This window comes from Mesorhizobium sp. WSM4814 (assembly GCF_055811595.1).
Genome location: NZ_JBVVQT010000005.1, coordinates 39,867 through 62,798 on the forward strand (window position 1 = coordinate 39,867; position 22,932 = coordinate 62,798).

Below are 22,932 nucleotides of genomic sequence, written 5' to 3' on the forward strand. Positions count from 1 at the left end.
GATGTGGGTGCTTTCGATGCTGGGCGCGCTCGCCGGCAACACGACGATCTTGGCGATTTTTGCCGCGCTCGTCGGCGGCATCGGCCTGTTTGTCGCCGGCGGTCGGGCCAACAAGGATGCGGCCAGGCGAGCGGCAGAAAAACTCGTTGCCGTCGAGGAGCGCCTCGAAATGGACCGCGAGGCGACCGATGCCGAACGCGCGGCGCGCGACCTGCCGGACGAAGCCGCACGGCGGGAGGCGATGCGATGGTCAAAGCGCTGATGCTGCTGCCCAGTCTGCTGCTGCCCGGCCTGTTGCCCAAGTGCCTGCTGTTTGGCGGCCTGCTGCTCGCCGGGTGCGCAACGCCGGTTTCGCCGGCGCGCCAGGTTTGGTGCGACCACAACCAGCCGCGCCGTGCGTCCGCCGCCGTCGTCGCCGCCATGACGCGGCCGGAGCTCGACGAAATCAATGCCTACAACGGCAAGGGCGCCAGATGGTGCGGGTGGAAGCCATGATACAGGAACTTCTCGACGCGCTCGGCATCAAGGCGCCGGTGGTGGTCGCCGGCCTTTCCGGCGGGATTTTGCGAGCCCTGTCGCGCCACCGCTACAAGGTTCGCGAGATGGTGGCGTCGCCGATCTGCGGCGCGCTGGCGGCGGCCTACCTGACCTTGCCGGCGGTGCATTATTTCCGCGCCACAGGCCTGGCGATTCCAGCCAACGACGACACCACGACGCTGGCCGCGGCGTTCCTCATCGGCGTCTCGGCGATGTGGATCTCGGACATCGTCTTCGAAGTGGTGGTCAGGCGGTTCAAGCCCGAGAAGGAGGAGTGGCCGGAGAAGGAGGAGTGGCCGGAGAAGGAGGAGTGATCGCGGCTGACTTGTTGCGCCCTCGCGCCGTTGCGCAGGGTGCGGAACCACGGCCGAAGCTGCGCGTTAGGCACGACCTTTGCCGAGGATGCAGCATGCCAGATCGCCCAATCGTCCCGACAGCCGCAGCGATCCTGATCGCCGCCACAAGCATGGCTCACGCCCGGCCGGATACGCGCGCCATGACATGCGAACAGACGCAGCTTCTGATCCAGAGCCGGCGCGCGGTGGTGCTGACCACCGGCCGCAACACCTATGACCGCTATGTCCGCCGGTTCGGCAATGAATGCGACTGGCCCGAAGTGCCTGTCGCCGCCTATGTCGGGACGCTTGACGGTCGATGCCGGGTCCATCGATGCGAGGAACCGGTGTTCGATTTCCCGGACTAGCGGCCGAAGCTGCTGATCTCCCCCCTTGAGGGGGAGATGGCCGGCAGGCATAGGGGGTCGTCTCACGTAATACGCCAACCTCCACTGCCGCAAGAGAAGAGGCCGCGCCCAGTCGAACCGACCCCCTCTGCCCTGCCGGGCATCTCCCCCTCAAGGGGGGAGATTGGCCGTCATCGGTGTATTCACCAATTACCAGCGTTGCGGGATGAGTGCCGAGGCCGAAGCTGCTGATCTCCCCCTCACGGGGGGAGATTGCTCTAGAAGCCGAAGAACTGCCAGCCGATGAGGTAGCCAAGCGCGACGACCGCCAGGGGGAACAAGGCCGGCGCCAGCCGGCTCAGGGCGGAGTTGCTTGCCGGCTCCTTTGGAGCGCTTCTTTCGGCGTTTCCGAGGTTCTTGGTCATTCCGCTATAGTAGCAATCGCTGATTAACGATTCCCCAACATGCCGCGCCGGCGCGATGGAGCCGGGCGGCTTGCTGCAGGCGGGAACCAATCGCCGCCAGCCGGCTTTGGCAAGGAGGCGATCGTTCGCGCGGAGGCGTTCGACATGAAACCTTTCGCATTCCTGCCAATCACGCTGCTCGGCGCACTGGCGTTGGCGGCGCCGGTTGCCGCCCAGGCGGATAACCAGACACAAGACCAGGCGCCTGCCGGCCACTGCCAGGCGCAGCCGCAGAACGGCGAGCAGCAGCCGCCGCCGCCCGTCAACAACGGTGACAGCAACAGCCTGACCGACACGCTTGACCCCTGCAACGGCGTGCTGCTGCCGCCGCCGACCGGCGATCAGGGCGTGGCCGCACCGCCGCCGGACCAGGGCAGGACACCGGTGCTCAAGCCCGGCGAGGTCCCGGCGCAGCCGCCGAAACCATAGATTGGGGGCATTTGCCGGTCTCGCGCCTGACGTGCCGGCGCCGGCAGGGGTTTTTTTGCCGTAGGGAGCGGAACATTAGTTATCGCTGAATGTTCTTTTCGAAGCAGTCGGTATCATCCCCCTCCGGTATCGCTGCTGATCGGGCAAAACCGATCGGCCCGCGCGCTTGGGCGACCAAGATCGCGGGCCACTGCCAGCCAACGCGGCGATCAATTAGTCGCCGCTCACGGAACAAGACGGTTTCGTCAAACGTTGGCTTTTGGGCCGAGTCGTCCCGACTGCGGACAGCAGAGCCCGCAAACCAGACAGGAGAAGACGATGAAAATCCACCTTGTTCCTGCCGCCGCCGGGCTGGCTCTGCTGGCCGGTGTCGGCGTCGCCACCGCAGACCAGGTGATTATCACGCCCGAGCAGCAGACGGTCGTCCGCCAATATGTGGAGAGGCACCCGCTGGCGTCGATCAGCCTCCTGGGCGTGGAACTCAATGTCGGTTCCACCTTGCCCGACACGGTTGAACTTCATGAGGTTCCCGACGTCGAATACAGATACGTAGTCGTCGACGATCGCACCGTGCTGGTCGATCCCGGCACCCGCAGGATCGTGCAGGTCATCGACTGACCTTCACCCGCCGCTCTCCCGGGAAGACGCGGGAACAGCGGCGGCTCGCCGGCAGGCAGCCGGCTGTCGATCGTCTTCGTGGCGGGACGGAAGGAGCCATTTCCATGTTGCCGCATGTCGAATCACGCGATGTGGCCGCATCCGTCGACAAGCTGCTTGCCCTGCTTGCCGAACGGGGCTCTGCCCTGTTGTCGATGAAGGCGTTGATTGCAGCCGTGCGTGAGCAAACCGGAACCGAGCGCTCGGACGCGGATCTGGCGGGGCTGATCACCAAAAAGGCGGCACTCCTCGGTCTCGCGGTCCTGTCCGATTTGGGTGGACCAGACTCTGGCCGACCCGATCTGGGCCGAAGCCCCCAAGACGCCGGTCGAAAATTCAGCTAGAAGTTGTCGCTCACCGATTTGAGCCGAGGAGGCAACAGTGACTGATAACAGGCAGGAACGCATTCGCCGGCGGGCTCACGCGATCTGGGAGCAGGCCGGCCGGCCCGACGGCGCGCATCAGCAGCATTGGGACCAGGCCGCGGCCGAGATCGACGGTGGGGAAAGCGGACCCAAAGCCAAGACTGCTCGGCCAAAGGCGGCTCGGCCGAACGCGCCGGTTCGGCCGAAGGAGCCGGCGGCCGGCAAGCTGACCAGTTCAAAGACTGCCCGGCCGCGCAAGGGCTAGCCGCCATCTGATATAGTGCTCTACGGCGCCATCAAAGGTTTCGCACATAACGCTTCGGCCGCGGGACGAAGCACTGTCCCGCGGCCGAAGCGCTGGTCCCGAAATCGATCTCGGCTACTGGCCGCAGTGCCTGTCGTTGACGGTGGGTGAAACCGTGCCGGGAGCCTTGTGCGTGGCATCAGGCATCGCGCCCTGCGGGCTTGGCGGGCAGTTCCGGTCGGCATTGGAATTCGTGCCGTCGGGGCCCGCAATGATGCTGCCGGTAATCCCGGTATCGACCCTATCCGGCTCAGCCAGGGTCGGATCGACCGGGGCCGGGTCGATGACGACGCTCCTGCCGCTGCCGGGAGCCATGCCAGCCTCTGTGTCGGCTGGGTCGGCTGTGCTCTGGGCCATCGCAGAGGTGGCCAAGCCGGCGGCGAGCACGGACGCCGCGAGTAACTTCGTAAGCATGGTTTGCCTCCATTTGTCTCCATTTCTTCGGTCGTCGCCGCATCGCGACTACAGAAAAAAACCGCTCGGGGGTGGTGAAGGTTCCCATAAAATTCCAGCCTGCGACCAACCGTCGTGATCAGGAGGGGCCGTCGTGACCAGGAGGGGCCGTCGTGATCAGCAGGGCCCGTGGTGACCAGGAGGGGCCGTCGCGACCAGCAGGGCAATCTTGCCCGGGATGCCGGGAACCCAAAAGCGTGCCGGCCGCGAGCCGTTGACATGACTTGCCCTATCGCGCTATTGAACAGGACTATACAGGTTTACTGAACAGGTATTCCATGGCGCGTCGCACGACCCTGTCGTCTCCCGGAACCGGCAAGCCGGAACGGATCGCCACCGTCCTCGAGCACGAGATCCGCTCCGGCGTGCTCGGCTTCGGCGACCGCCTGCAGAGCGAGAACGAGCTTGGCCAGCGCTTCTCCGTCAGCCGCAACACCATCCGCAAGGGTCTCGAGGAATTGTCGAGCCGCGGACTGATCACCACCAAGGTCGGCATCGGCTCGTTCGTCACCTTCGACGGCATGCCGGTCGACGATGCCGTCGGCTGGTCGCGGGCGCTGGCCAATGCCGGCGCCAATGCCGAGACGCGCACGCTCAGGCTCGAAGTCATGCAGGATGGCGAGCTCGCCGCCAGGCTCGGCGTCGAAAGCCCGTTCTTCATCGCCGTCGACCGGGTGCGCTCAAACGCCGATGACGGCCACGCCATCTCGATCGAGCGCAGCCGCCTGCCGCTGTCGCCCGAACTGGAGGACGTGCCGCTGCGCGGCCTGCGCGAGGGATCGCTGCACCAGACGTTGCGCGGCGCGGGTCTTGTCCCCGATCACGGCGAGGAGTGGGTCGATATCGAGATGCTGAGCGCTAAGGACGCGGCCATTCTCGACTGCGCGCCGGGCGCGCCGTTCCTGCGCACGCGGCGCCTGACGCGCGCCGCCGACGGCCGCGCCATCGAATATGTCACCAGCCTGCTCAATCCGGCGCATTTCGCGCTTCACCTGGAGTTCTGAGCATGGAGATGGCCGCGGCGATCGACCGGGCGATGGGTGCGCTTGTCGGCGGGGCGCTGGGCGACGCGCTCGGCATGCCGACGCAGCTTTTGTCGCCGGCCCGCATCGCCGAGCTCTACGGTCCTGTCGAGGGTTTCGTCGCGCCCGCCGCCGACCATCCGGTGTCGAAGGGCCTGGCTGCCGGCACCGTCACCGACGACACCGAACAGGCGCTGCTGCTCGGCCGCATCCTGGTTGCTTCAGGCGACGGCTTCGACCACACGCGCTGGGTCAAGGCGCTGCTCGACTGGGAGCGCGAGGTCAAGGCGCGCGGCAGCTACGATCTGCTCGGACCGTCGACCAAGCGCGCCATCGACGCCATCAATGACGGCGTGCCGGCCGAGGAGGCAGGGCGCAGCGGCGACACCAATGGCGCGGCGATGCGCATCGCGCCGGTCGGCATCATGATGCCGCTGGAGCCGCTCGACGCGCTGGTCGCCAAGGTTGCGGAAACCTGCCGGGCGACGCACAACACCTCGATCGCCATTGCCGCGGCGGCTGCCGTTGCCGCTGCCGTCAGCTGTGGCGTTGCCGGCGGCGATTGGCGCGCCGCCTCGGATCGCGCGGTCGTGGCGGCAAGGCAGGGCGCAGAACGCGGTCATTGGACGACCGGCGGCGATATCGCCGCGCGCATCGACTGGGCGAGGGGCCTGGTTCGCGGCAAGGCCGTCACCGACGGCATCCGGCTGATCGTCGACCTGGTCGGCACCGGCGTCGCCAGCCAGGAATCGGTTCCGGCGGCCTTCGCGGTGCTGGAAATCGCCGGCGGCGATCCCTGGCAGGCGGCCGTCATCAGCGCCAATCTCGGCGGCGACACCGACACGATTGGCGCCATCGCGGCCGGCATGGCAGGCGCCTGCGCCGGCTTTCGCCGATTGCCAAGGGAACACGTCGCCCGACTCAAGGGCCTCGACATCGCGCAGGTGCGCGGGCTCGCCGCCGACCTGGTCGCGGCGCGGATGGCGAAACGCGGTTCAGGCAAGGACGCGGCGGCATGAGCGGAGCTCAGCCTGGCATGAGCGGAGCTCAGCCTGACATGAGCGGAGCTCAGCCTGACATGAGCGGGCGCCTCGTCCATGTCGGCAGCGCGGTGGTCGACCATGTCTACCACATCGACGCCCTGCCTGAGCCCGGCACCGAAAAGACCGCATCGAGCTTTGCCCAGGTCGCCGGCGGCGGCTTCAACATGATGGTCGCGGCCAGCCGCACCGGCATGAAGGTCGTCTTCGGCGGCCAGCTCGGCAGCGGACCGAATGGCGACTTCCTGCGCGCCGCCTTTGCTGCCGAAGGCATCGCTACGCTGACGCCGCCATCACCTGACATGGACAGCGGCAATTGCGTCGCCATGATCAGCGGTGACGCTGAGCGCACCTTCGTGTCATGGCCTGGCGCCGAGAGTGTGCTCAGCCTCGGCATGATGGCGCCGGTCCGGGTTGCGCCTGATGATTGGGTGTTCGCCTCCGGCTACACGCTGAGCTATCCCGGCAGCCGCGACGCGCTGGCCGACTGGATCGAGGCGCTGCCGGCGGAGATTCCCCTTGTCTTCGATCCGACGCCGGTCGTCTCGGAGATTCCGCGCGCCATTCTCGACCGGGTGCTGGCGCGCACAAGCTGGTTGAGCTGCAACACAACGGAAGCGGCCGAGATCGCCGGCCGCGGCGATGTCGAGGCCGTTGCCGCCCGGCTGCTGGCCAGCCACTGCCCGAGCGCCGAGGCGGTCGTCATCCGCGCCGGAGCAAAAGGCTGCTTCGTGCGGTTGGCTGACGGCAACGCGCGGACCATACCCGGTTTCAACGTCGCCGCCGTCGATACCAACGGCGCCGGCGACACCCATATCGGCGCCTTCGTCAGCGCGCTGTCGCGCGGCGTGCCGCCCTTCGAAGCGGCGGGCTACGCCAATGCGGCGGCAGCGCTCTCGGTCACCCGCCGTGGCGGGTCGTCGGCGCCGACCGCCCACGAGATCCAGACTTTCCTCAGCCATGACGATCAATCTGTGCATGGCGGCAGGCAAGAGGCCCATTTCCGACAGCAAAAATGACTTAAACAAGCTCGCCAACCGGGCAAACAATGAGAGGAACGAACATGCGCATGCCCAAACTGACTGCTTTTCTGACGGCAACCGCCGTCTTCGCTTCCGCACTGGTCGCCAGCGCCGACGAGGTGCATGTGCTCAACTGGAAGGGCTACGGCGCCGACGAGCCCTGGGCCATCGCCGCCTTCGAGAAGGCGACCGGCAACAAGGTCGTCAACGACTTCTTCAATTCCGAACAGGAAATGCTGACCAAGCTGAGGACCAATCCCGGCCTCTACGACGTTGTCATGATCAACGCCGCCTTCAACGACCAGGCGATGGCGGAAAAACTGATCCAGCCGATCGACGTCTCGAAAATCCCCAACTATGCCGACATCAGCCCGGACAAGGCAGGCTCGCCGATGCTCGCCCGCGACGGCAAGGTCTATGGCGTGCCATGGGTATGGGGCTTGACCGCGCTCGCCATCAACGAGAAAGCCTTCGAGACGCCGCCGACCAGCATCGCCGAGATGTGGAACGAGGCGCACAAGGGCCGCGTCACCATTCGCGACGATGCGGTCGAAGCGGTCCAGTTCGGCGCCATCGCCACCGGCCAGAACATCAACGACATCAAGGATATGGAAGCGGTCAAGGCGAAGCTGACTTCGCTGATGCCGCAGATCAAGACGTTCTGGAGCTCGGAAAACGACTGGAACCAGATGGTCGCCTCCAACCAGATCGACATCGGCACCTATTGGAGCGGCTCGGCCGACCGCGCCAAGACGCATTTCAAGCTGCCGGTGTCGCTGGTCATCCCAAGCGAGGGCGCCGTCGCCTGGCTCGACGCCTTCTCCATCCCGGTCGGCGCAAAAAACGTCGCCGGCGCCGAGGCCTTCATCAACTATATGATCGACCCAAAATTCTACGTCGAATGGGTCACCAAGGTCGGCGCGCCGGTGTCGGCCAACGCCAAGGCGGTCGCCGCGCTTCCCGAAGATGCCTTCAACCGCAAGGTGATGGGCGACCCCGACGTCGCCAAGCGCATCCAGTTCCAGGCGCCGATCAGCGACGCGCAGCGCGAGGCTTATCTGGCGCTGTGGCAGGAGCTGAAGGTCAATGTGAAGTAACGGAAAGCTTTTCGGGAGGAACATATGGCAGGACAGGTCGCAACCGGTTCGAGGAGCGGATTGCGATCGGCTTTGCCGCTGCTTGTGCCCGCCTATCTCTGGCTGACGGTGGCGATCTTCTTGCCGCTGTCGGCCATGGTGTTCTTCTCCTTCATGACCGAGCTGCCGCTGTCGGGAAAGGCGTGGTCGTTCACGCTGGACAATTATGCCACGTTCTTTGCGCAGGGCCTCTACCGGACGCTGCTGCTGGCCTCGCTCAGGCTCGGGCTCGAGGTGACGCTGTGGTGCGTCGTCATCGGCTATCCCGCGGCCTATGTGCTGGCCAAGGTGTTTAGGGGACGCAGCCGCGAGGCGATCTTCCTGCTCGTCATCCTGCCGTTCTGGTCGAACGGCCTGGTGCGCATCTTCTCCTGGGCGATGGTGCTGCGCGAAGGCGGCATCCTCGATACCGCGCTCAACGCCGTGCTGCCGTTCAAGATCAACATCGACCTGATGTATTCCTATCCGGCCGTCATCATCGGCCTGGTCCATTCCTACGTGCCCTACATGGTGCTGACCTGTTACCTGACGCTGCAGGCCATCGACGATTCGCTGATCGAGGCAGGGCGCTCGCTCGGCGCCTCGCGGCTGCAGATGCTGAAACGGGTGATCATTCCGCTGTCGATGCCGGGGCTGATCGCCGGAGCGGCGCTGATCTTCGTTCCCGTCGTCGGCTCCTTCATGGAACCGCGTATCCTCGGTGGCCGCACCGGCACTTTCTACGGCACGATCATCGAGGACCAGTTCGTCGCCGTGTTCAACTGGCCGCTGGGTGCGGCGCTGTCCTTCATCCTGCTGGCCGTCGTGCTGGTCATCCTGGCATTGGCGTCGCCGGTGTTGAAGAGGGCCGCGTGATGGCGACGACGCGTATCCTGGAATGGTGTGGGCGCCTCTACATCTGGCTGCTGCTCGCCTTCCTCTACCTGCCTGTTATCATCATGGCGCTGATGTCGTTCAACGTCTCGCCCTTCTACCAGTTGCCGTTCGAATGGACGACGGAGTGGTACGCTTCGCTGTGGCAGAACGACCAGCTGATCTCGGCCACCTGGAACAGCATGGAGATCGCCATCATCACCACCATCATCGCCACGGTGCTCGGCTCGGCGGCATCGCTGGCGCTCTATCGCCATGAATTTCGCGGCAAGAAAGTCCTGCAAGCGCTGCTGTTTCCACCGATCGCCATTCCGTGGCTGATCACCGGCACGGCGATGCTGATCTTCTTCTTCGGCGTCGGCATCGGGCGGGGACTGTTCGCGATCCTGCTCGGCCATGTGGCGCTGGCGCTGCCCTATGTCATCGTCGTCGTCTCGGCCCGGCTGCAGACCTTTGCGCCGGAGCTGGAAGAGGCGGCGCGATCGCTCGGCGCCAACCAGTGGCAGGTGACTTCGCGGGTGACGCTGCCCTGGATCCTGCCGGGCGTCATCGCCGGCGGGCTGTTCGCCTTCGCCGTGTCGTTCGACCAGTTCGTGGTCTCCTACTTCCTGTCGACGCCGGGCCAGACGACCTTGCCGGTCGAGATCTACGCCGCGATCCGCAAGGGTTTCACGCCGGAGATCAATGCCGTCTCGACGATCATCATCGTCGTCTCGATGGCGCTGATGCTGCTCACGGCAAAATTCTTCAAATTCGGCGGAGAGAAATAATGGCCGGCGTGCAGGTAGCGAATTTGTCGCGCAGTTTTGGCGCGCACAAGGCGCTGGACGATGTCTCGATCGATTTCGCCGACGGCGGTTTCTACGCGCTGCTCGGGCCGTCGGGCAGCGGCAAGACCACGCTCCTGCGCCAGATCGCCGGCTTCGATTTCCCCGACTCCGGCCGCATCGCCATCGGCGGCGAGAGCGTCGAGCGGGTGCCGGTCGAGAAGCGGCGCATCGGCATGGTGTTCCAGAACTATGCGCTGTTTCCCAATATGAGCGTTGCCGACAATGTCGGCTTCGGCCTGTCGGTGCGCGGGCAAGCCAAGCCAACGATAGCCAGCGAGGTGCAGCGCGCGCTCGACCTGGTGCAGCTCGGCAAGCTCGGCGGCCGCCGCCCGCACCAGCTGTCGGGCGGCCAGCGCCAACGGGTGGCGCTCGCCCGGGCCATCGTCACCAAGCCGCGCGTGCTTTTGCTCGACGAGCCGCTGGGCGCGCTCGACAAGGCGCTGCGCGTCGACATGCAGATCGAGCTGAAGCGCATCCAGCGCGAGATCGGCATCACCACCATCTTCGTCACCCACGACCAGGAAGAAGCGCTGACGATGAGCGACCGCATCGGCATCCTGCGTGACGGCAGGCTGGTGCAGGAGGGGCCGCCCGAGGAGATCTACGACAGGCCGAAGAGCGAATTCGCCGCCACCTTCCTCGGCGACGCCAACATTTTTCGCGGCGACAGCACCGGCGCCGGCATCCGGCTGCCGGACGGCACGGCGATCGCCGCCGCGGCAGGCGCGACGCTTGCCGCCGGCGCCAGGGCCAGCTGCGCGGTGCGGCCCGAACGCATCCGCATTGCTACCGATTCAGGGACGTCCGATCCGAACGCCAATATGCTCCGCGGCCAGGTTTCCAAGCGCATCTTCGCCGGCAGCAACAGCACCTATTTCGTCGATCGCGACGGGCAAACGCTCAAGGTCATCGTGCAGAACACCGGCGTTGAAAGGTTGGCGGAGGGGCAAGAAGTGGTGCTGCGCTGGTCGCCGGAGAGCACGGTGCTGATCGCTGAGGACTGAATGGGTTGTCGCTCTACGATGTACCCCCACCCCTAACCCCTCCCCACAAAGGGGAGGGAGACTTTCGTTGGCGCTGACCTCGGCAACTTGCCTGCCTTTCGGCGCCAAGGGGAGAAATAAAGGCGCGCGGCAGCATTCCCTCCCCCTTGTGGGGAGGGTTAGGGTGGGGGTCCGCTTCGCAAGAATCCAAATGCTGTCCCGCTGTCTGTCGAGCAAAATGGGGCGCCGGAGCATGCCGATGACGCTTGAACTCAGTGCGGGCGACCAGTCGATGCTCGACGGCGAGCACGGCCGGGCCGTGGCTGCAGCCGTGAAGATACTGGTCGCCTTTTCCAACGCCGTCGGTGCGCGCAAATTGTTGGACATTGCCGGGGCGCATATCGACGGCTGCCTCTATCACGGCCAGGCCAGCCTCGATTTCGTCGAAAGGCTGGTCGAGGGCGGCGGCCGCGTTCGGGTGCCGACGACACTCAATGTCGGTTCCTTCGACCTCATCCATCCCGGGCTGGTGAAGATGCCGCGGTCGCAAGAGGTGCCGGCGCGGCGGCTGATGAAGGCGCATCTAAAACTCGGCTGCCAGGCGACCTTCACCTGCGCGCCCTATCAGACGCGGTTCCGGCCGGGCTTTGGCGAGCAGATCGCCTGGGGCGAGTCCAACGCCATCGTCTTTGCCAATTCGGTGATCGGTGCGCGGACCAATCGCTATGGCGATTTCATCGATCTGTGCTGCGCGATGACCGGGCGCGCGCCGGCCTGGGGACTGCATTTGACCGATAATCGGCGCGGCCAGATCCTGTTCGAGCTGACCGGTTCTTTCGAACCTGCCGATGCCCTGTTCGTTGGCGTCGGGCTTATTGTCGGTCAAAGGAGTGGCGACCGCATTCCGGTCATATCGGGCCTGCCGCAGCCGCGCGACGAGGACCAGCTGAAGGCGCTTGGCGCGGCGGCGGCAACGACGGGTGCGGTGGCGCTGTTTCATGCGGTCGGCATCACGCCGGAAGCAAGGACGCTCGACGACGCATTTCGCGGCGTGGCGCCGGAGGCGACGATCCGGATCTGTCGCGCCGACATCGACCAGGCGCTGGCAAAACTGTCGAGCGTCCCCGACGGCGCGCCGCTTGCGGCCGTATCGCTCGGCACGCCGCATTTTTCCCATGACGAATGGATGCGCCTGCTGGCGATGCTGCGCGAGGTGGCGCCGGGCAGGGGCATCCCGATCTACGTCAACACCGGGCGCGCCACTTTCAAGAGATTGCAGGACGAGGGCGAACTGGACGGCATGGAGGCGTTCAACGTCATTCCGGTTACCGATACCTGCACCTATGTCACCTCTGTGCTCGAGCGTCTCGACGGCGTGGTGATGACCAATTCCGGCAAATGGGCGCATTATGCGCCCGGCAATATCGGCGTGACAGTGGCCTTCGGCGACCTGGAAGACTGCGTTCACTCGGCCGCTGCCGGCCGCGTCGTGCGAGGCGCGCGATGAGCCAACAGGACGGTCGAGCGCTGAACAGAGTCGGCACGTTCCAGCTTGCCGGCGAGGCGCAGGGATCGGCGCTGGTGCTGTCGCATGCGCTCAGCTTCTGGGGTGGCGTCGATGCCGAAACGGGCGACATCATCGACCGTTCGCACCCGGGCGGCAACGTCGCCGGCAAGATCCTGGTGATGGCATCCGGGCGGGGGTCGTCGTCCTCGTCGTCGGTCCTGGCCGAGGCGATCCGCAGGGGCACGGCGCCGGCCGGCATCATCCTGCAGCGGCCCGATCCGATCCTGGCCGTCGGCGCCATCGTCGCCGAGTTCCTCTACGAAATCAGCATGCCGCTGGTCGTCTGCGACATATCGGGCATTGTCTCCGGCGACCGGATCGCGATTGGCATGGCTGAGGGTGCGCAAGCGATGGTGAGCAGAATCTAGGCCGTGTTGACAGTGCCACAGGCCGTTCAGATCTCCGGGATGCTTTCCCTGAAGATCACCTGCAGCCTCGGCTGGTGCAACTCGTAGGGCAAGCCCCTGACCGCGTGGGTCAAGGTGTTGAGCGCTTCGCGGGCCTCGACTCGCGGATTCTGGTCGATCACTGCATCGAGCGTGCCGTCGAGCAAAAGCTCCTTGGTGCCTTCCGTCACTTCATGGCCGAGAAACACGGTCGACAGCGCCCGCCCTCGCTCCTTGAGCGCGCGGGCGATGCCGGTGTTGCCGGCGCCGACATTGTAGATCGCGGCCAGGTCCGGATGCCGGTCCAGCAGGGCGGAGGCCTCCGCATAGGCCTTTTCCCGGTCGTCGAGCATCTCGCGCATCTCGACGATCTGCAGGTTGGGCGATTCTTCCGTCAATATGTGGCGGAACCCCATTTCACGTTCCTCATGGCCGCGATAGGAGAGCGAGCCGGCGAACAGCGCGACCTTGCCCGGACGACCGGCGCCCATGAAGCGGTTGAGCAGATAGCCGGCGAGCCGGCCGGCGGCGCGGTTGTCGATCCCGATATAGGCGACCCTCGGCACGTGCAGGATGTCGGACGCTATGGTGACGACCTTGACGCCGCTGGCCGACAGCGAACGGATCGCCTCGCGGACAGTCGGGTGATCGAGCGCGATGACGCCGACGCCCTGCGTCTGGCCGCGCAATTCCTGCAGCAGGCGGGCAAGCCGGTCGGGATTGAAGCCTTCGATCGTGGCGACGCGAACATCGAGGTCTGGCCGCGATTGCGCCTGCGCCTCGATATGCCGGTGCAGCATCTTGATGAAGGAATTGGTGCCGGCGGGCAGGGCGAAGTCGAGCCGTATGACATCGCCGGGCGGTGCGTGGCGCGGGGTCGGGCTGTTCGAATTCTCAGCGATGTAGCCCAGCCGCTGCGCCGTCTCCAGCACGACCTCGCGGGTGCGCGCCCTGACCCCGGCGCGGTTGTTGAGCACACGATCGACCGTCGCGGCTGAAACGCCGGCTTCCCGGGCTATGTCTGTCAGGGTGGACCGCACAGTCGATCACCTCACTGCTTGCGCGCTACCGCGCATCAAAATCGCGCGTTCAACGGTTCGAATGCCGGACGACCGCTTGATGCCATCCGCGATTCTGATGGGAAATGATGTATCCGGCCTTAGCCGATGCGCAAGCTGGCGCTACGCCAAATCGTCGAGCCGCGCCGCCCCTCAAATTCAAGCCCCTCAAAATCCAGCAGCGAGTGCGATGGGGCGATGATGATCGACTGCATTTTTCCTCCATTTGCGATGTTGTGACGTGTTTTGATTATTTATGATGTTGACAGCCTTCCCCCGGTGCCGTCAATATCCATCATAGGGGCCGTGGAGGAACAAGGCCCCCGAGGGAGGAGTTCCAATGTCTGATATGATCCGCATGTCGCGGCGCCGTCTGCTGGCGTCCGGTGGAAAGGCGGCCGTGCTTGTTGCCGCCGCAGGTATCGCGCCGAAATTCATCCGCCCCAGCCGCGCCTATGCGGCCGATGCGCTGGCGCCGGGCATGATCGGCGGCCCGACCGGCTTCGACGGCTCGGAGCGCTATCAGTATGGTCCCGACACGCCGGAAGGCCGCGCCATCGAGGCGGCCAAAGCGATGAAGGGGGCCGGCAAGGCGCCGGCCAAGATCGTGCTTGGCCTGTCCGACGGCTCGATCGGCCAGCTGACGCAGCCATTTCCCGCCGGCGCGCCCTCGATCAAGGATCTGTGGGAGAAAGAAACCGGCATTCCGCTCGAGATCGTCGGCGTGCCGAACGGCCAGGAATTCACCAAGACGATGCAGGACATCTCCACCAAGGGTGGGGCCTATGACATCTACGCGGTGGAATGGAACCGTCTCGGCGATCTCGCCGAAACCGGCGGCATCCTGAAGCTCGACGACTTCGTCGCCCAGTACAAGCCGGAATGGGACGACCCCGAGCGCGGCTATGTCGACGGCGCCAAGGGCGTCTCGCTGCTCAACCAGTATCGCGGCTCGACCTATGGCGTGTCGCTGGACGGCGATTTCCAGACTTGGGTCTATCGCACCGATCTGTTCGGCGACGCGGCCGAGAAGAAAGCCTTCTCCGACAAGCATGGCTATGAACTGGCGCCGCCGAAGACCTGGAAGCAGCATGACGAGATCGCCGCCTTCTTCCATCGCCCGGACAAGGGTCTGTTCGGTTCGACCGATCTGCGCAACCAGGGCTGGGGCTACACCAACTGGTATCAGCGTTATGTTTCAATGGCTTCGCCAAATCAGTTCCTGTTCGACGATACCGGCAGGCCGCTGATCAATTCACAGCAAGGCATTGCTGCTGTTAACGAGTACATCGCCTCATTGGCCCATCATTCGCCGGATGCGATCTCTTGGGGCTGGCCGGAGCAGTACGGAAATTTTGCCAAGGGCGGCGCCGCGATGACCTGCGCCTTCTCCAACCTGCCAAAATTCCTCGACAATGCCGGCAACAAGGATTCAGCTGTCACCGGCAAGATCGGCTCGATGCTGCCGCCCGGCCGCGAGATCGACGGCAAGCTGATCAGCCGCTCGGTGCTGTGGCTCAATTTGTCGGCCTCGGTCTCGTCGCAGGCCAAGAATCCGGAGGCCTGCTACCTGTTCCTGCAGTGGCTCGGTTCGAGCCGCATCTATGCCTGGATGACCGCCAATCCGGGCGGCTATTTCGATCCGTTCCGGCTGTCGGATTTCTCCGACCCGCTGGTCCGCCAGACCTATCACGCCTACCACATGGATGTGGTGCGCGAGACGGTCGCCCGCACCGTGCCGACCATCAACTATCCCGGCGCCACCGCCTTCCACAACGCGCTGGACGAGAACCTCGTCGCCGCACTGACCAAGGCCAAGACCGCCGAGCAGGCGATGGCCGACACCGAGGCGGAATGGAAGAAGATCGCCCGCCGCACCGGCGAGGAGAAGCTTCTCGAAGCCATCAAGACCAACAAGGAGGCCTGGCCCACCGTTCTCGATCCGGTCAGCTGATCCTCCTCCCAGGATCCGAATGGAGGCGAGGAGTTGCGCTTCGCCTCCGCAAACGATGGTACCAGCAAAGCGGCAAGATGAAGCGTTCCGTTCCCTTCGAAACATTCCGCTATGCAGCGATCCTTGCCGCCATCGCGGTGACGCTGGTGCCGATCCTGTGGATGGTGTCGATGGCCTTCAAGCCGATCGCCGAATGGTCGGCGACCGGCGCCGAGCTGACCTGGTGGCCGAAGGATCCGACGCTCAGCAATTTCCGCTTCGTCTTCGGTGAATCGACCAACAACCTGATCGTCGCGCTCGACCGCACCGCCCTGAAGCCGATCCTGTCGTCGCTGCTGTCGGCCACCTTCGGAACGGCGATCGCCATGTCGGCGGGCACCGCGGCGGCCTACGGGCTGTCGCGCTTCGGCTCTGGCCAGAACCTGCCGCTGGCGCTGATCCAGCTCCGCCTGTTTCCGCCGATGGCGGTGATGACCCCGGTGATGATCATGTGGGCCTTTCTCAACTTTACCGACAGCTGGTGGGGGCTGTCGCTGATCTACGGCATCGTCACGCTGCCCTTTGCGTTCTGGCTGATGAAGACGTTCTTCGACGACATGCCGCGCGAGATCGAGGAAGCGGCGCTGGTCGAGGGCTGCTCGCGGCTGCGCGTCTTCACCCGCATCACGCTGCCGATGATGCGCGCGCCGCTGGCCAGTGCCGCGCTGTTCGTCTTCATCCTCAACTGGTCGGACTATCTGATCGCGCTGCTTCTGACGACGCGCGAATGGGTGACGGTCCCCGTCTACATGGCCTCGCTGTCCTCCTCGATGACCGGGCAGCTCTATGGCGCCAAGGCAGCTCTCGGCCTGATCGCCGCGGTGCCGCCTGTGATCATGGGTATCGCCATCCAGCGCCATCTGGTGCGCGGGCTGACCTTCGGGGCGCTCAAGCAATGAGCGCCGCGACTGCCGCAATTTCGGAGCAGGCCCCCATCCCGGAAGACGACAGTCACCCGGCCAAGGCAAAGTCGGCATTGCGTGACGAAGGGGCAAAGCTCGGTTTCCGGCTGACCTTGCCGGCGCAGATCCTGGTGCTGTTCATCGCGGTCTTCCCGCTCTTGATGCAGCTCTATATCAGCCTGACCGACTGGTCGCCGCTCTCGGGACTCGGCTGGTGGAGCGCCTGGTCGCTGTGGAACAATTTTGCCAACTACACCGACCTTGCCGCCGACGCTCGCTTCTGGAGCGCGTTGAACCGCACCGCCATCGTCATGATCGTCTGCGTGCCGGCGGAATTCCTGCTCGGCCTGGCGCTCGCCACGCTGTTTGCCGACGAGTTTCCGGGCAAGCGGATCTTTTATTCGATCCTGCTGATGCCGATGATGGTGGTGCCGGCGGTGGCCGGCTACATGTTCTTCATGCTGTTCCAGTCGGGCGGCCCGGTCAACGACATCCTGTCGGCGCTATCAGGCTTTCCCGTCACCATCGCCTGGCTGTCGGACCCGACGCTGGCGCTCATCGCCGTCATGGTCGCCGATATCTGGCAGTGGACTCCGCTGATGTTCCTCATCCTGCTTGCCGGCCTGGTCGGCGTGCCCGAAGACCAGATCAAGGCGGCGACGCTGCTCGGCGCCAATCCCTGGCAGCGCTTCGTCACCATCGTGCTGCCGAAGATGAAGACGATCATCATCATCGCGCTGGCGATCCGGGTGATCGAGAACTTCAAGATCTTCGACACACTCTACATCATGACCGGCGGCGGTCCCGGCGTCGCCACCGAAACCATCTCCGTCTATATCTACAAGCTCACCACCCAGGACCTGATCTGGGGCTATGTCGCGGCGATCGCGCTGGCCATATTGATCGTGCTGTCCATAGCCGCGGTGTTTGCCATGAAGCGCATGGCCCGGGCACGCGAGGTGACGGCATGAGCGCCATCCACCTGCAGAACCTGGTCAAGAAGTTCGGCGACTTCACCGCGCTGAAGACGATGGATCTTGCCATCGCCGACGGCGAGTTCATGGCGCTGCTCGGGCCGTCGGGCTGCGGCAAGTCGACGACGATGAACATGATCGCCGGCATGGAAGAGCCGACCAGCGGCAAGATCCTGTTCGGCGAGCGCGACATGGAAGGCGTGCCGATGGGACGCCGCGGCGTCGGCTTCGTCTTCCAGAACTACGCGATCTTCACCCACATGAGCGTGCGGCAGAACCTCGCCTACGGCCCCAAAATGCGCGGCGCGCCAAAGGCCGAGATCGACCGTCGCGTCGGCGCCATTGCCGAGATGCTGCAGCTGACTGCGCTGCTCGACCGCAAGGCCGACAGGCTGTCGGTCAACATATTGCAGCGGGTGGCGATCGGCCGCTCGGCGATCATGGAGCCGGCGATCTTCCTGCTAGACGAGCCGCTGTCCAATGTCGATGCCGCCTTCCGGGCGGTGATGCGGACCGAGCTGAAGCAGCTGCAGCGGCAGTTCCGGCAGACCATGGTCTATGTCACCCACGACCAGCTCGAAGCGATGACCATGGCCGATCGCATCGCGGTGATGGACCATGGCGTGCTGCAGCAGATCGGCACGCCGCTCGAGGTCTACAACGATCCGGCCAACGTCTTTGTTGCCCGCTTCATCGGCGCGCCGGGCATGAACCTGCTGAGGGGCAGGCCGGCGGAAAGCGACCGGGGCCTGGTCATCGACCTCGGCCCGCTCGGTGTCACGCCGCCGCTGCCGGACAATCTCGCCGCGGCAGTGAGGGCCGCGCGCGGAGATGTGCTCTACGGCTTTCGGCCGGAGCAGGTGATTCTCTCAGACCGCGGCCTGTCGATGCCGGTAACGTTCGTCGAGCGCATCGGCGCGCGCACCATCGTCCATCTCGGCCAGGGCGAGAGCGCGGTGAAGGCGGTGTTCGACAATGATGTCGGGCTGGCGATCGGGCAGCCAGCGGTTGTCGCGCCGGCCGCGCAGTCGGTGCGCGTCTTCGACGCTGGCACTGGTCGCGCCATCAAGGCGGGCTGAGACCATGGCCGATATCGTCTTCCGCAATGTGACGAAACGCTATGGCGACACGCTCGCCGTCGACGACGCCTCGTTCACTGTCAACGACAATGAGTTCTACTGCTTCTTCGGCCCGCCGCTATCCGGCAAATCGACGATACTGCGCCTGGTGCTCGGACTGGAAACCCCCGATAGTGGCGAGATCCTGATCGGCGGCCGGCCGGTCAATACGGTGTCGCCAGCCGAGCGCAATGTCGCCATGGTGTTCCAGAACCTTGCGCTGTTTCCGCATATGAGTGCGCGCGACAATGTCCGCTTTCCCCTGGTCGAACGCCGGGTCGCCGAGGCCGATATCGTAAGACGTGTCGATGACGTCGCGGCCAAGCTGCATATCGGCCACATCCTGCACAAGCCGCCGGCGCAGCTTTCGGGCGGCGAGCGGCAGCGCGTGGCGATTGCCCGGGCGCTGGTGCGCGACCCCAATGCCTATCTGATGGACGATCCGATCTCGGCGCTCGATGCCAGGCTGCGCGAGGAGACTCGCGTCGAGCTGAAGCGCATCCAGCGCGAGCTTGGCAAGACGCTGATTTATGTCACGCACGACCAGGAAGAGGCGATGTCTGTCGCCGACCGCATCGCCATTCTGGAAAACGGCAGGATCAGGCAAACCGGCGCGCCGGCCGAGATCTATGATCGGCCGGCCAGCACCTATGTCGCGCGGCTGCTCGGTTCGCCGATGATGAACATCTTGAAGTCGGTGCGCAGCGCGGAAGGCGTCGAGGCGGCCGAAGGCGCGATCCGCATCGCGGACAAGGCCGCGCCGGCCGATGCCGTCGAGATCGGGCTCAGGCCGGAAGACATCAAGGTCCGGCCCTGGCTGGATGGGGAAATATCGGATGGCGGAATGTCGGTTGGGCGCGCGGGCCGCCCGGCACGAGTGTTCGAGGTCGAGCCGCTCGGCGGCTACACCGTGGTGACACTCGCTGCCGGGCAGGCGCGCCTGCGGGCACTGCTGCGCGGCCAGCCGGACATCAGGCCGGATGCGATGGTGGCGATATCCTGCGAGCCGGGCAGGGTGCATTATTTCGGGCAAAGCGGGGGAGCACTGGCAAGATGACGGCGACCGCAAGCAACGAGGTTCGGGAGGAAGACATGGCGAGCGAAGGCGGGCCAAGAAACGGCTTCGAGCCGGACGTTAAAGTCCGCACCAGGGACTACAGGATCGGCTGCGTTGGCGCCGGCATGATCATGGCCGAATGCCATCTTGCCGCCTACAAGGAAGCTGGTTTTCCCGTGGTGGCGATCGCCTCCAGGACCAAGGCCAGCGCCGAGAGGGTCGCCAGGCGCTGGGAGATCCCGACCGTCCACGACACGCCGGAACAATTGATCGAGGACAAAAACGTCGAGATCATCGACCTTGCGTTTCCGCCGGACCAGCAGCCGGCGCTGATCCGCCATGCGCTGAAGCAGCAGCATATCAAGGCGATCCTGGCGCAAAAGCCGCTGGCGCTGTCGCTCGATGAAGCGGTCAAACTGCGCGACGAGGCGGCCGTGGCCGGCAAGATCCTCTCGGTCAACCAGAACATGCGCTACGACCAGTCGATGCGGGTGCTGAAGCAGATCATCGACAGCGGCGCGCTCGGTGACATCGTCTTCGCCCAGATCGACATGCATGCGATCCCGCACTGGCAGACGTTTCTCGAGGACTACGACCGGCTGACGCTCGCCAATATGAGCGTCCACCATCTCGATGTGCTGCGTTTTCTGTTCGGCGATCCCGACGAGATCACCACGCTGACGCGCAAGGATCCGCGCACGCGCTTCGACCATTCCGACGGCATCACAGTTTCGACGCTGCGGTTTCCGTCCGGCGTGCTCGCTGTGTCGCTGGAGGATGTCTGGTCCGGCCCGCGCCAGGACGGCTACAAGGACGACCAGCACATCAACTGGCGCGTCGACGGCACTAAGGGCGTCGCCAAGGGCACGATAGGCTGGCCGACGGGTTCGGCCTCGACGCTGACCTATGCCTCGACCGAGACCACCGGCGGTGAATGGGTCACCCCTAGCTGGGAGACGATGTGGTTCCCGCATGCCTTCATCGGCGTGATGGAGCAACTCCAGCATGCGGTCAAGACGGGTGAGCCGCCGGCACTTTCCGTCGCCGACAACGTCAAGACCATGGCGCTGATCGAAGCCGGCTATCGCTCGATCGACGAGCGCCGCACGGTCAAGCTGTCCGAAATCTCGATAAACCCAATCAACTGAATCACTTACAGGGAGGATTTCACATCATGATGCAGGCAGGTATCTTCACGGGCTATTTCCCGTACGGCCTCAAGGAAACCGCGCAAAAGATCCGTGCGCTCGATTTCAACACGGTGCAGCTCGACCTGCATTTCAGGGATATCGACCTGTCGGCCGGGCAGATCACCAAGGACAAGGCCAGGACGGTTCGCGACACCTTCCGCGACCACAACCTGCCGGTGTGCTGCGTGTCGGGCTACACCAACATCATTCATCCGGACATCGGCGAGCGCGAGAGGCGCGTCGGCTATCTCAAGGAGATCATCCGCAATGCGCGAGAATTCGGCTCGCCTTACGTGATCTCGGAAACCGGCACCTACAACACCGAATCCGACTGGGTGCACCATCCCAAGAACAAGACCGAGGAAGGTTTTGAGGAATGCCGCAAGGTCATCGCCGACCTTGCCCAGACCGCCTACGACCACGGCGCGGTGTTCCTGCTCGAAACCTATGTCAACAATGTCGTCGGCTCGGTCGAGGAGACGGTGAAGATGTTCGCGCAGGTCGACCATCCCGGCCTCGGCCTGTTGATGGATCCGACCAACTATTTCGAGACCCATAACATCGACAGGATGGACCAGATCCTGAACCAGGTATTCGACACCCTGACCGACAAGATCAAAATAGCCCACGCCAAGGACGTCAAGCGCTCGGGCGGCGACAAGTCGGAGAAGCACGCCGATATCGGCGACGAGGATGCGCTGGAAAGCCACACTTTTCGCGGTGTCGGCGAGATCGAGCTGCCGGCGCCCGGCCTCGGTTCGCTGAACTACGACCTCTATCTCAAGCGGCTGTCCGAAAAGCACCCGAACATCCCGGTCATCATCGAGCACCTTTCGGAGGACGACGTGCCGCGCGCCAAGAAATTCCTCGACGAGAAATTCCGCGCCAACGGACTGTGACGGCCACAACAAAGGGAGGAAGAGAATGTTGAAATTCGTATCGAAAATCGCGGCTGCGGCGACCGTATTCGCCGGTGTTGCACTGGCTGAACCGGCGCTGGCGCAGGATGCTCAGAAGACGTTCTACCTGCTATCGCATGGCGGCCCGTCGGACGCCTTCTGGATCGACTGGAATGCAGGCGCGACCAAGGCCTGCGACCAGCTCAAGGTGACCTGCAAGATCTCGTTCAGCGGCGGCGACATGGCGGCGCAGAAGGAGGCCTTCAACTCCGCACTTGCCGCCAAGCCGGACGGCATCGCCACCACCTCGGCGCAGCCCGGCCTGTGGACCGAGGAGGTCAAGGCAGCCAAGGCGGCTGGCGTCCCGATCGTGTTCTTCAACACCGACGATCCGGCAACCGGCCGGCAGGCCTATGTCGGCGCCGACCTCAGGCAAGCCGGCGTCATCTGGGCGAAATATCTGGTCGACCACAAGATGGTGAAGCAGGGCGACAAGGTGTTCCTGCCGGTCGAGGTGCCGGGCGCCAGCTATCAGCAGCTCGAGACCGAAGGGATCGCCAGCGTCTTCGATCCGCTCGGCATCAAATACGACGTGGTCGATTGCGGCACCGATCCGGCCGGCATCATCGCCAAGATGACCGACTACATGGTCGCCAACAATCCGCCGGCAATCATCGCGCTCGGCGATTCCGTGGCGGCCAGCGTCAAGCGGGTGTTCGACGGCGCCGGCGTTCCGGCCGGCAAGATCCCGGTCGTCGGCTGGGGCAATTCCAGGGAAACCGCCGAAGCCGTCAAGACCGGCTTCGTCAACGCGGCTGCCTGGCAATTCCCGTCGGCGCAGGGCTTCATGCCGGTGGCGCTGCTCGGGCTTGCCGCCGCGGGCGAACCGATCGGCTACGACATTCACACTTTCAGCCTCTACGACGCATCGAGCGTCGAACCGATCCTGAAACTCTACGACAAGTGATTGAAACTGACGCCCGCTGCGCAG

28 protein-coding genes are annotated in these 22,932 nt (G+C 64.7%); 25 read left to right on the forward strand and 3 right to left on the reverse strand.

Annotation, left to right across the window (positions count from 1 at the left end; translation table 11 throughout):
* The first annotated feature begins 1 nt into the window (after position 1).
* The 4 genes from AC0L2V_RS10665 to AC0L2V_RS10680 all read left to right on the forward strand — a co-directional run bounded on the left by AC0L2V_RS10665 (position 2) and on the right by AC0L2V_RS10680 (position 1,240).
* Positions 2 to 262, forward strand: coding sequence for a hypothetical protein (locus AC0L2V_RS10665; RefSeq protein WP_091599070.1), 261 nt, complete (start codon positions 2 to 4; stop codon positions 260 to 262).
* Positions 247 to 495: a hypothetical protein gene (locus AC0L2V_RS10670; RefSeq protein ID WP_473509308.1), complete on the forward strand. Its 249-nt coding sequence runs from the start codon at positions 247 to 249 to the stop codon at positions 493 to 495. Before AC0L2V_RS10665 ends, AC0L2V_RS10670 begins: the two co-directional genes overlap by 16 nt.
* Positions 474 to 851 carry a hypothetical protein gene (locus AC0L2V_RS10675; protein ID WP_473509306.1) on the forward strand — a complete coding sequence of 126 codons (378 nt, stop codon included), beginning with the start codon at positions 474 to 476 and terminating at the stop codon, positions 849 to 851. Before AC0L2V_RS10670 ends, AC0L2V_RS10675 begins: the two co-directional genes overlap by 22 nt.
* 95 nt (positions 852 to 946) lie before the next feature.
* Positions 947 to 1,240, forward strand: coding sequence for a hypothetical protein (locus AC0L2V_RS10680; protein ID WP_473509304.1), 294 nt, complete (start codon positions 947 to 949; stop codon positions 1,238 to 1,240).
* 257 nt (positions 1,241 to 1,497) lie between these two features.
* Here the strand turns inward: AC0L2V_RS10680 and AC0L2V_RS10685 are convergent, their stop codons facing one another.
* The gene (locus AC0L2V_RS10685; protein ID WP_091599075.1) at positions 1,498 to 1,644 is read right to left on the reverse strand and encodes a hypothetical protein; all 147 of its coding nucleotides are present in this window, start codon (positions 1,642 to 1,644) and stop codon (positions 1,498 to 1,500) included.
* A 144-nt stretch (positions 1,645 to 1,788) separates the two neighbouring features.
* Between AC0L2V_RS10685 and AC0L2V_RS10690 the strand changes: the two genes are divergently transcribed.
* The 4 genes from AC0L2V_RS10690 (at position 1,789) to AC0L2V_RS10705 (ending at position 3,399) form a co-directional block, all read left to right on the forward strand.
* Entirely contained in the window at positions 1,789 to 2,112 is a 324-nt protein-coding gene (locus AC0L2V_RS10690; RefSeq protein ID WP_473509302.1) for a hypothetical protein, read from the forward strand.
* Between the two features lie 318 nt (positions 2,113 to 2,430).
* Positions 2,431 to 2,730: a DUF1236 domain-containing protein gene (locus AC0L2V_RS10695; protein WP_091599078.1), complete on the forward strand. Its 300-nt coding sequence runs from the start codon at positions 2,431 to 2,433 to the stop codon at positions 2,728 to 2,730.
* 104 nt (positions 2,731 to 2,834) lie between these two features.
* Positions 2,835 to 3,113, forward strand: coding sequence for a hypothetical protein (locus tag AC0L2V_RS10700; RefSeq protein WP_473520054.1), 279 nt, complete (start codon positions 2,835 to 2,837; stop codon positions 3,111 to 3,113).
* Between the two features lie 37 nt (positions 3,114 to 3,150).
* A complete protein-coding gene (locus tag AC0L2V_RS10705; RefSeq protein WP_473520055.1) occupies positions 3,151 to 3,399 on the forward strand; it encodes a DUF2934 domain-containing protein in 249 nt (82 codons plus the stop codon).
* Between the two features lie 114 nt (positions 3,400 to 3,513).
* Here AC0L2V_RS10705 and AC0L2V_RS10710 read toward each other — a convergent pair whose 3' ends face one another.
* Complete coding sequence (locus AC0L2V_RS10710) at positions 3,514 to 3,852, reverse strand: hypothetical protein (protein WP_473520056.1); 339 nt, start codon at positions 3,850 to 3,852, stop codon at positions 3,514 to 3,516.
* A gap of 317 nt (positions 3,853 to 4,169) precedes the next feature.
* On the opposite strand from AC0L2V_RS10710, the gene AC0L2V_RS10715 reads away from it, so the two are divergent.
* From AC0L2V_RS10715 to AC0L2V_RS10755, 9 genes are all read left to right on the forward strand, one after another.
* Complete coding sequence (locus AC0L2V_RS10715; RefSeq protein WP_473520057.1) at positions 4,170 to 4,895, forward strand: GntR family transcriptional regulator; 726 nt, start codon at positions 4,170 to 4,172, stop codon at positions 4,893 to 4,895.
* Between the two features lie 2 nt (positions 4,896 to 4,897).
* Positions 4,898 to 5,932, forward strand: coding sequence for an ADP-ribosylglycohydrolase family protein (locus AC0L2V_RS10720; RefSeq protein WP_473520058.1), 1,035 nt, complete (start codon positions 4,898 to 4,900; stop codon positions 5,930 to 5,932).
* A gap of 59 nt (positions 5,933 to 5,991) precedes the next feature.
* Positions 5,992 to 6,972 carry a PfkB family carbohydrate kinase gene (locus AC0L2V_RS10725; protein WP_473520154.1) on the forward strand — a complete coding sequence of 327 codons (981 nt, stop codon included), beginning with the start codon at positions 5,992 to 5,994 and terminating at the stop codon, positions 6,970 to 6,972.
* A 44-nt stretch (positions 6,973 to 7,016) separates the two neighbouring features.
* Entirely contained in the window at positions 7,017 to 8,072 is a 1,056-nt protein-coding gene (locus AC0L2V_RS10730; protein ID WP_473520059.1) for an ABC transporter substrate-binding protein, read from the forward strand.
* Between the two features lie 24 nt (positions 8,073 to 8,096).
* Complete coding sequence (locus AC0L2V_RS10735) at positions 8,097 to 8,966, forward strand: ABC transporter permease (protein WP_473520060.1); 870 nt, start codon at positions 8,097 to 8,099, stop codon at positions 8,964 to 8,966.
* The gene (locus AC0L2V_RS10740; protein WP_473520061.1) at positions 8,966 to 9,754 is read left to right on the forward strand and encodes an ABC transporter permease; all 789 of its coding nucleotides are present in this window, start codon (positions 8,966 to 8,968) and stop codon (positions 9,752 to 9,754) included. Before AC0L2V_RS10735 ends, AC0L2V_RS10740 begins: the two co-directional genes overlap by 1 nt.
* Entirely contained in the window at positions 9,754 to 10,818 is a 1,065-nt protein-coding gene (locus tag AC0L2V_RS10745; RefSeq protein WP_473509284.1) for an ABC transporter ATP-binding protein, read from the forward strand. The genes AC0L2V_RS10740 and AC0L2V_RS10745 overlap by 1 nt, the downstream gene beginning before the upstream one ends.
* Positions 10,819 to 11,056: 238 nt before the next feature.
* Positions 11,057 to 12,304 carry an aconitase X gene (locus tag AC0L2V_RS10750; protein ID WP_473509283.1) on the forward strand — a complete coding sequence of 416 codons (1,248 nt, stop codon included), beginning with the start codon at positions 11,057 to 11,059 and terminating at the stop codon, positions 12,302 to 12,304.
* The gene (locus AC0L2V_RS10755) at positions 12,301 to 12,732 is read left to right on the forward strand and encodes an aconitase X swivel domain-containing protein (RefSeq protein ID WP_473509281.1); all 432 of its coding nucleotides are present in this window, start codon (positions 12,301 to 12,303) and stop codon (positions 12,730 to 12,732) included. The genes AC0L2V_RS10750 and AC0L2V_RS10755 overlap by 4 nt, the downstream gene beginning before the upstream one ends.
* A 26-nt stretch (positions 12,733 to 12,758) precedes the next feature.
* Here the strand turns inward: AC0L2V_RS10755 and AC0L2V_RS10760 are convergent, their stop codons facing one another.
* Positions 12,759 to 13,790, reverse strand: coding sequence for a LacI family DNA-binding transcriptional regulator (locus tag AC0L2V_RS10760; protein WP_473509279.1), 1,032 nt, complete (start codon positions 13,788 to 13,790; stop codon positions 12,759 to 12,761).
* Between the two features lie 358 nt (positions 13,791 to 14,148).
* Here AC0L2V_RS10760 and AC0L2V_RS10765 point away from each other — a divergent pair, with 358 nt between their 5' ends.
* The 8 genes from AC0L2V_RS10765 (at position 14,149) to AC0L2V_RS10800 (ending at position 22,908) form a co-directional block, all read left to right on the forward strand.
* Positions 14,149 to 15,762 (forward strand): extracellular solute-binding protein, encoded by a 1,614-nt coding sequence (locus AC0L2V_RS10765; protein ID WP_473509278.1) that lies wholly within the window; start codon positions 14,149 to 14,151, stop codon positions 15,760 to 15,762.
* 77 nt (positions 15,763 to 15,839) lie between these two features.
* A complete protein-coding gene (locus AC0L2V_RS10770) occupies positions 15,840 to 16,700 on the forward strand; it encodes a carbohydrate ABC transporter permease (protein WP_473520062.1) in 861 nt (286 codons plus the stop codon).
* Entirely contained in the window at positions 16,697 to 17,674 is a 978-nt protein-coding gene (locus tag AC0L2V_RS10775) for a carbohydrate ABC transporter permease (RefSeq protein ID WP_473509274.1), read from the forward strand. The genes AC0L2V_RS10770 and AC0L2V_RS10775 overlap by 4 nt, the downstream gene beginning before the upstream one ends.
* Entirely contained in the window at positions 17,671 to 18,756 is a 1,086-nt protein-coding gene (locus AC0L2V_RS10780; RefSeq protein WP_473520063.1) for an ABC transporter ATP-binding protein, read from the forward strand. The genes AC0L2V_RS10775 and AC0L2V_RS10780 overlap by 4 nt, the downstream gene beginning before the upstream one ends.
* Before the next feature lie 4 nt (positions 18,757 to 18,760).
* Positions 18,761 to 19,852, forward strand: coding sequence for an ABC transporter ATP-binding protein (locus AC0L2V_RS10785; RefSeq protein ID WP_473520064.1), 1,092 nt, complete (start codon positions 18,761 to 18,763; stop codon positions 19,850 to 19,852).
* Positions 19,853 to 19,887: 35 nt separating this feature from the next.
* Positions 19,888 to 21,000, forward strand: a complete 1,113-nt coding sequence (locus AC0L2V_RS10790) for a Gfo/Idh/MocA family protein (RefSeq protein ID WP_473520155.1) — start codon at positions 19,888 to 19,890, stop codon at positions 20,998 to 21,000.
* Positions 21,001 to 21,026: 26 nt separating this feature from the next.
* Positions 21,027 to 21,941: a sugar phosphate isomerase/epimerase family protein gene (locus tag AC0L2V_RS10795; RefSeq protein WP_091599124.1), complete on the forward strand. Its 915-nt coding sequence runs from the start codon at positions 21,027 to 21,029 to the stop codon at positions 21,939 to 21,941.
* A gap of 25 nt (positions 21,942 to 21,966) precedes the next feature.
* Complete coding sequence (locus AC0L2V_RS10800) at positions 21,967 to 22,908, forward strand: sugar ABC transporter substrate-binding protein (protein ID WP_091599127.1); 942 nt, start codon at positions 21,967 to 21,969, stop codon at positions 22,906 to 22,908.
* Positions 22,909 to 22,932 lie beyond the last annotated feature (24 nt).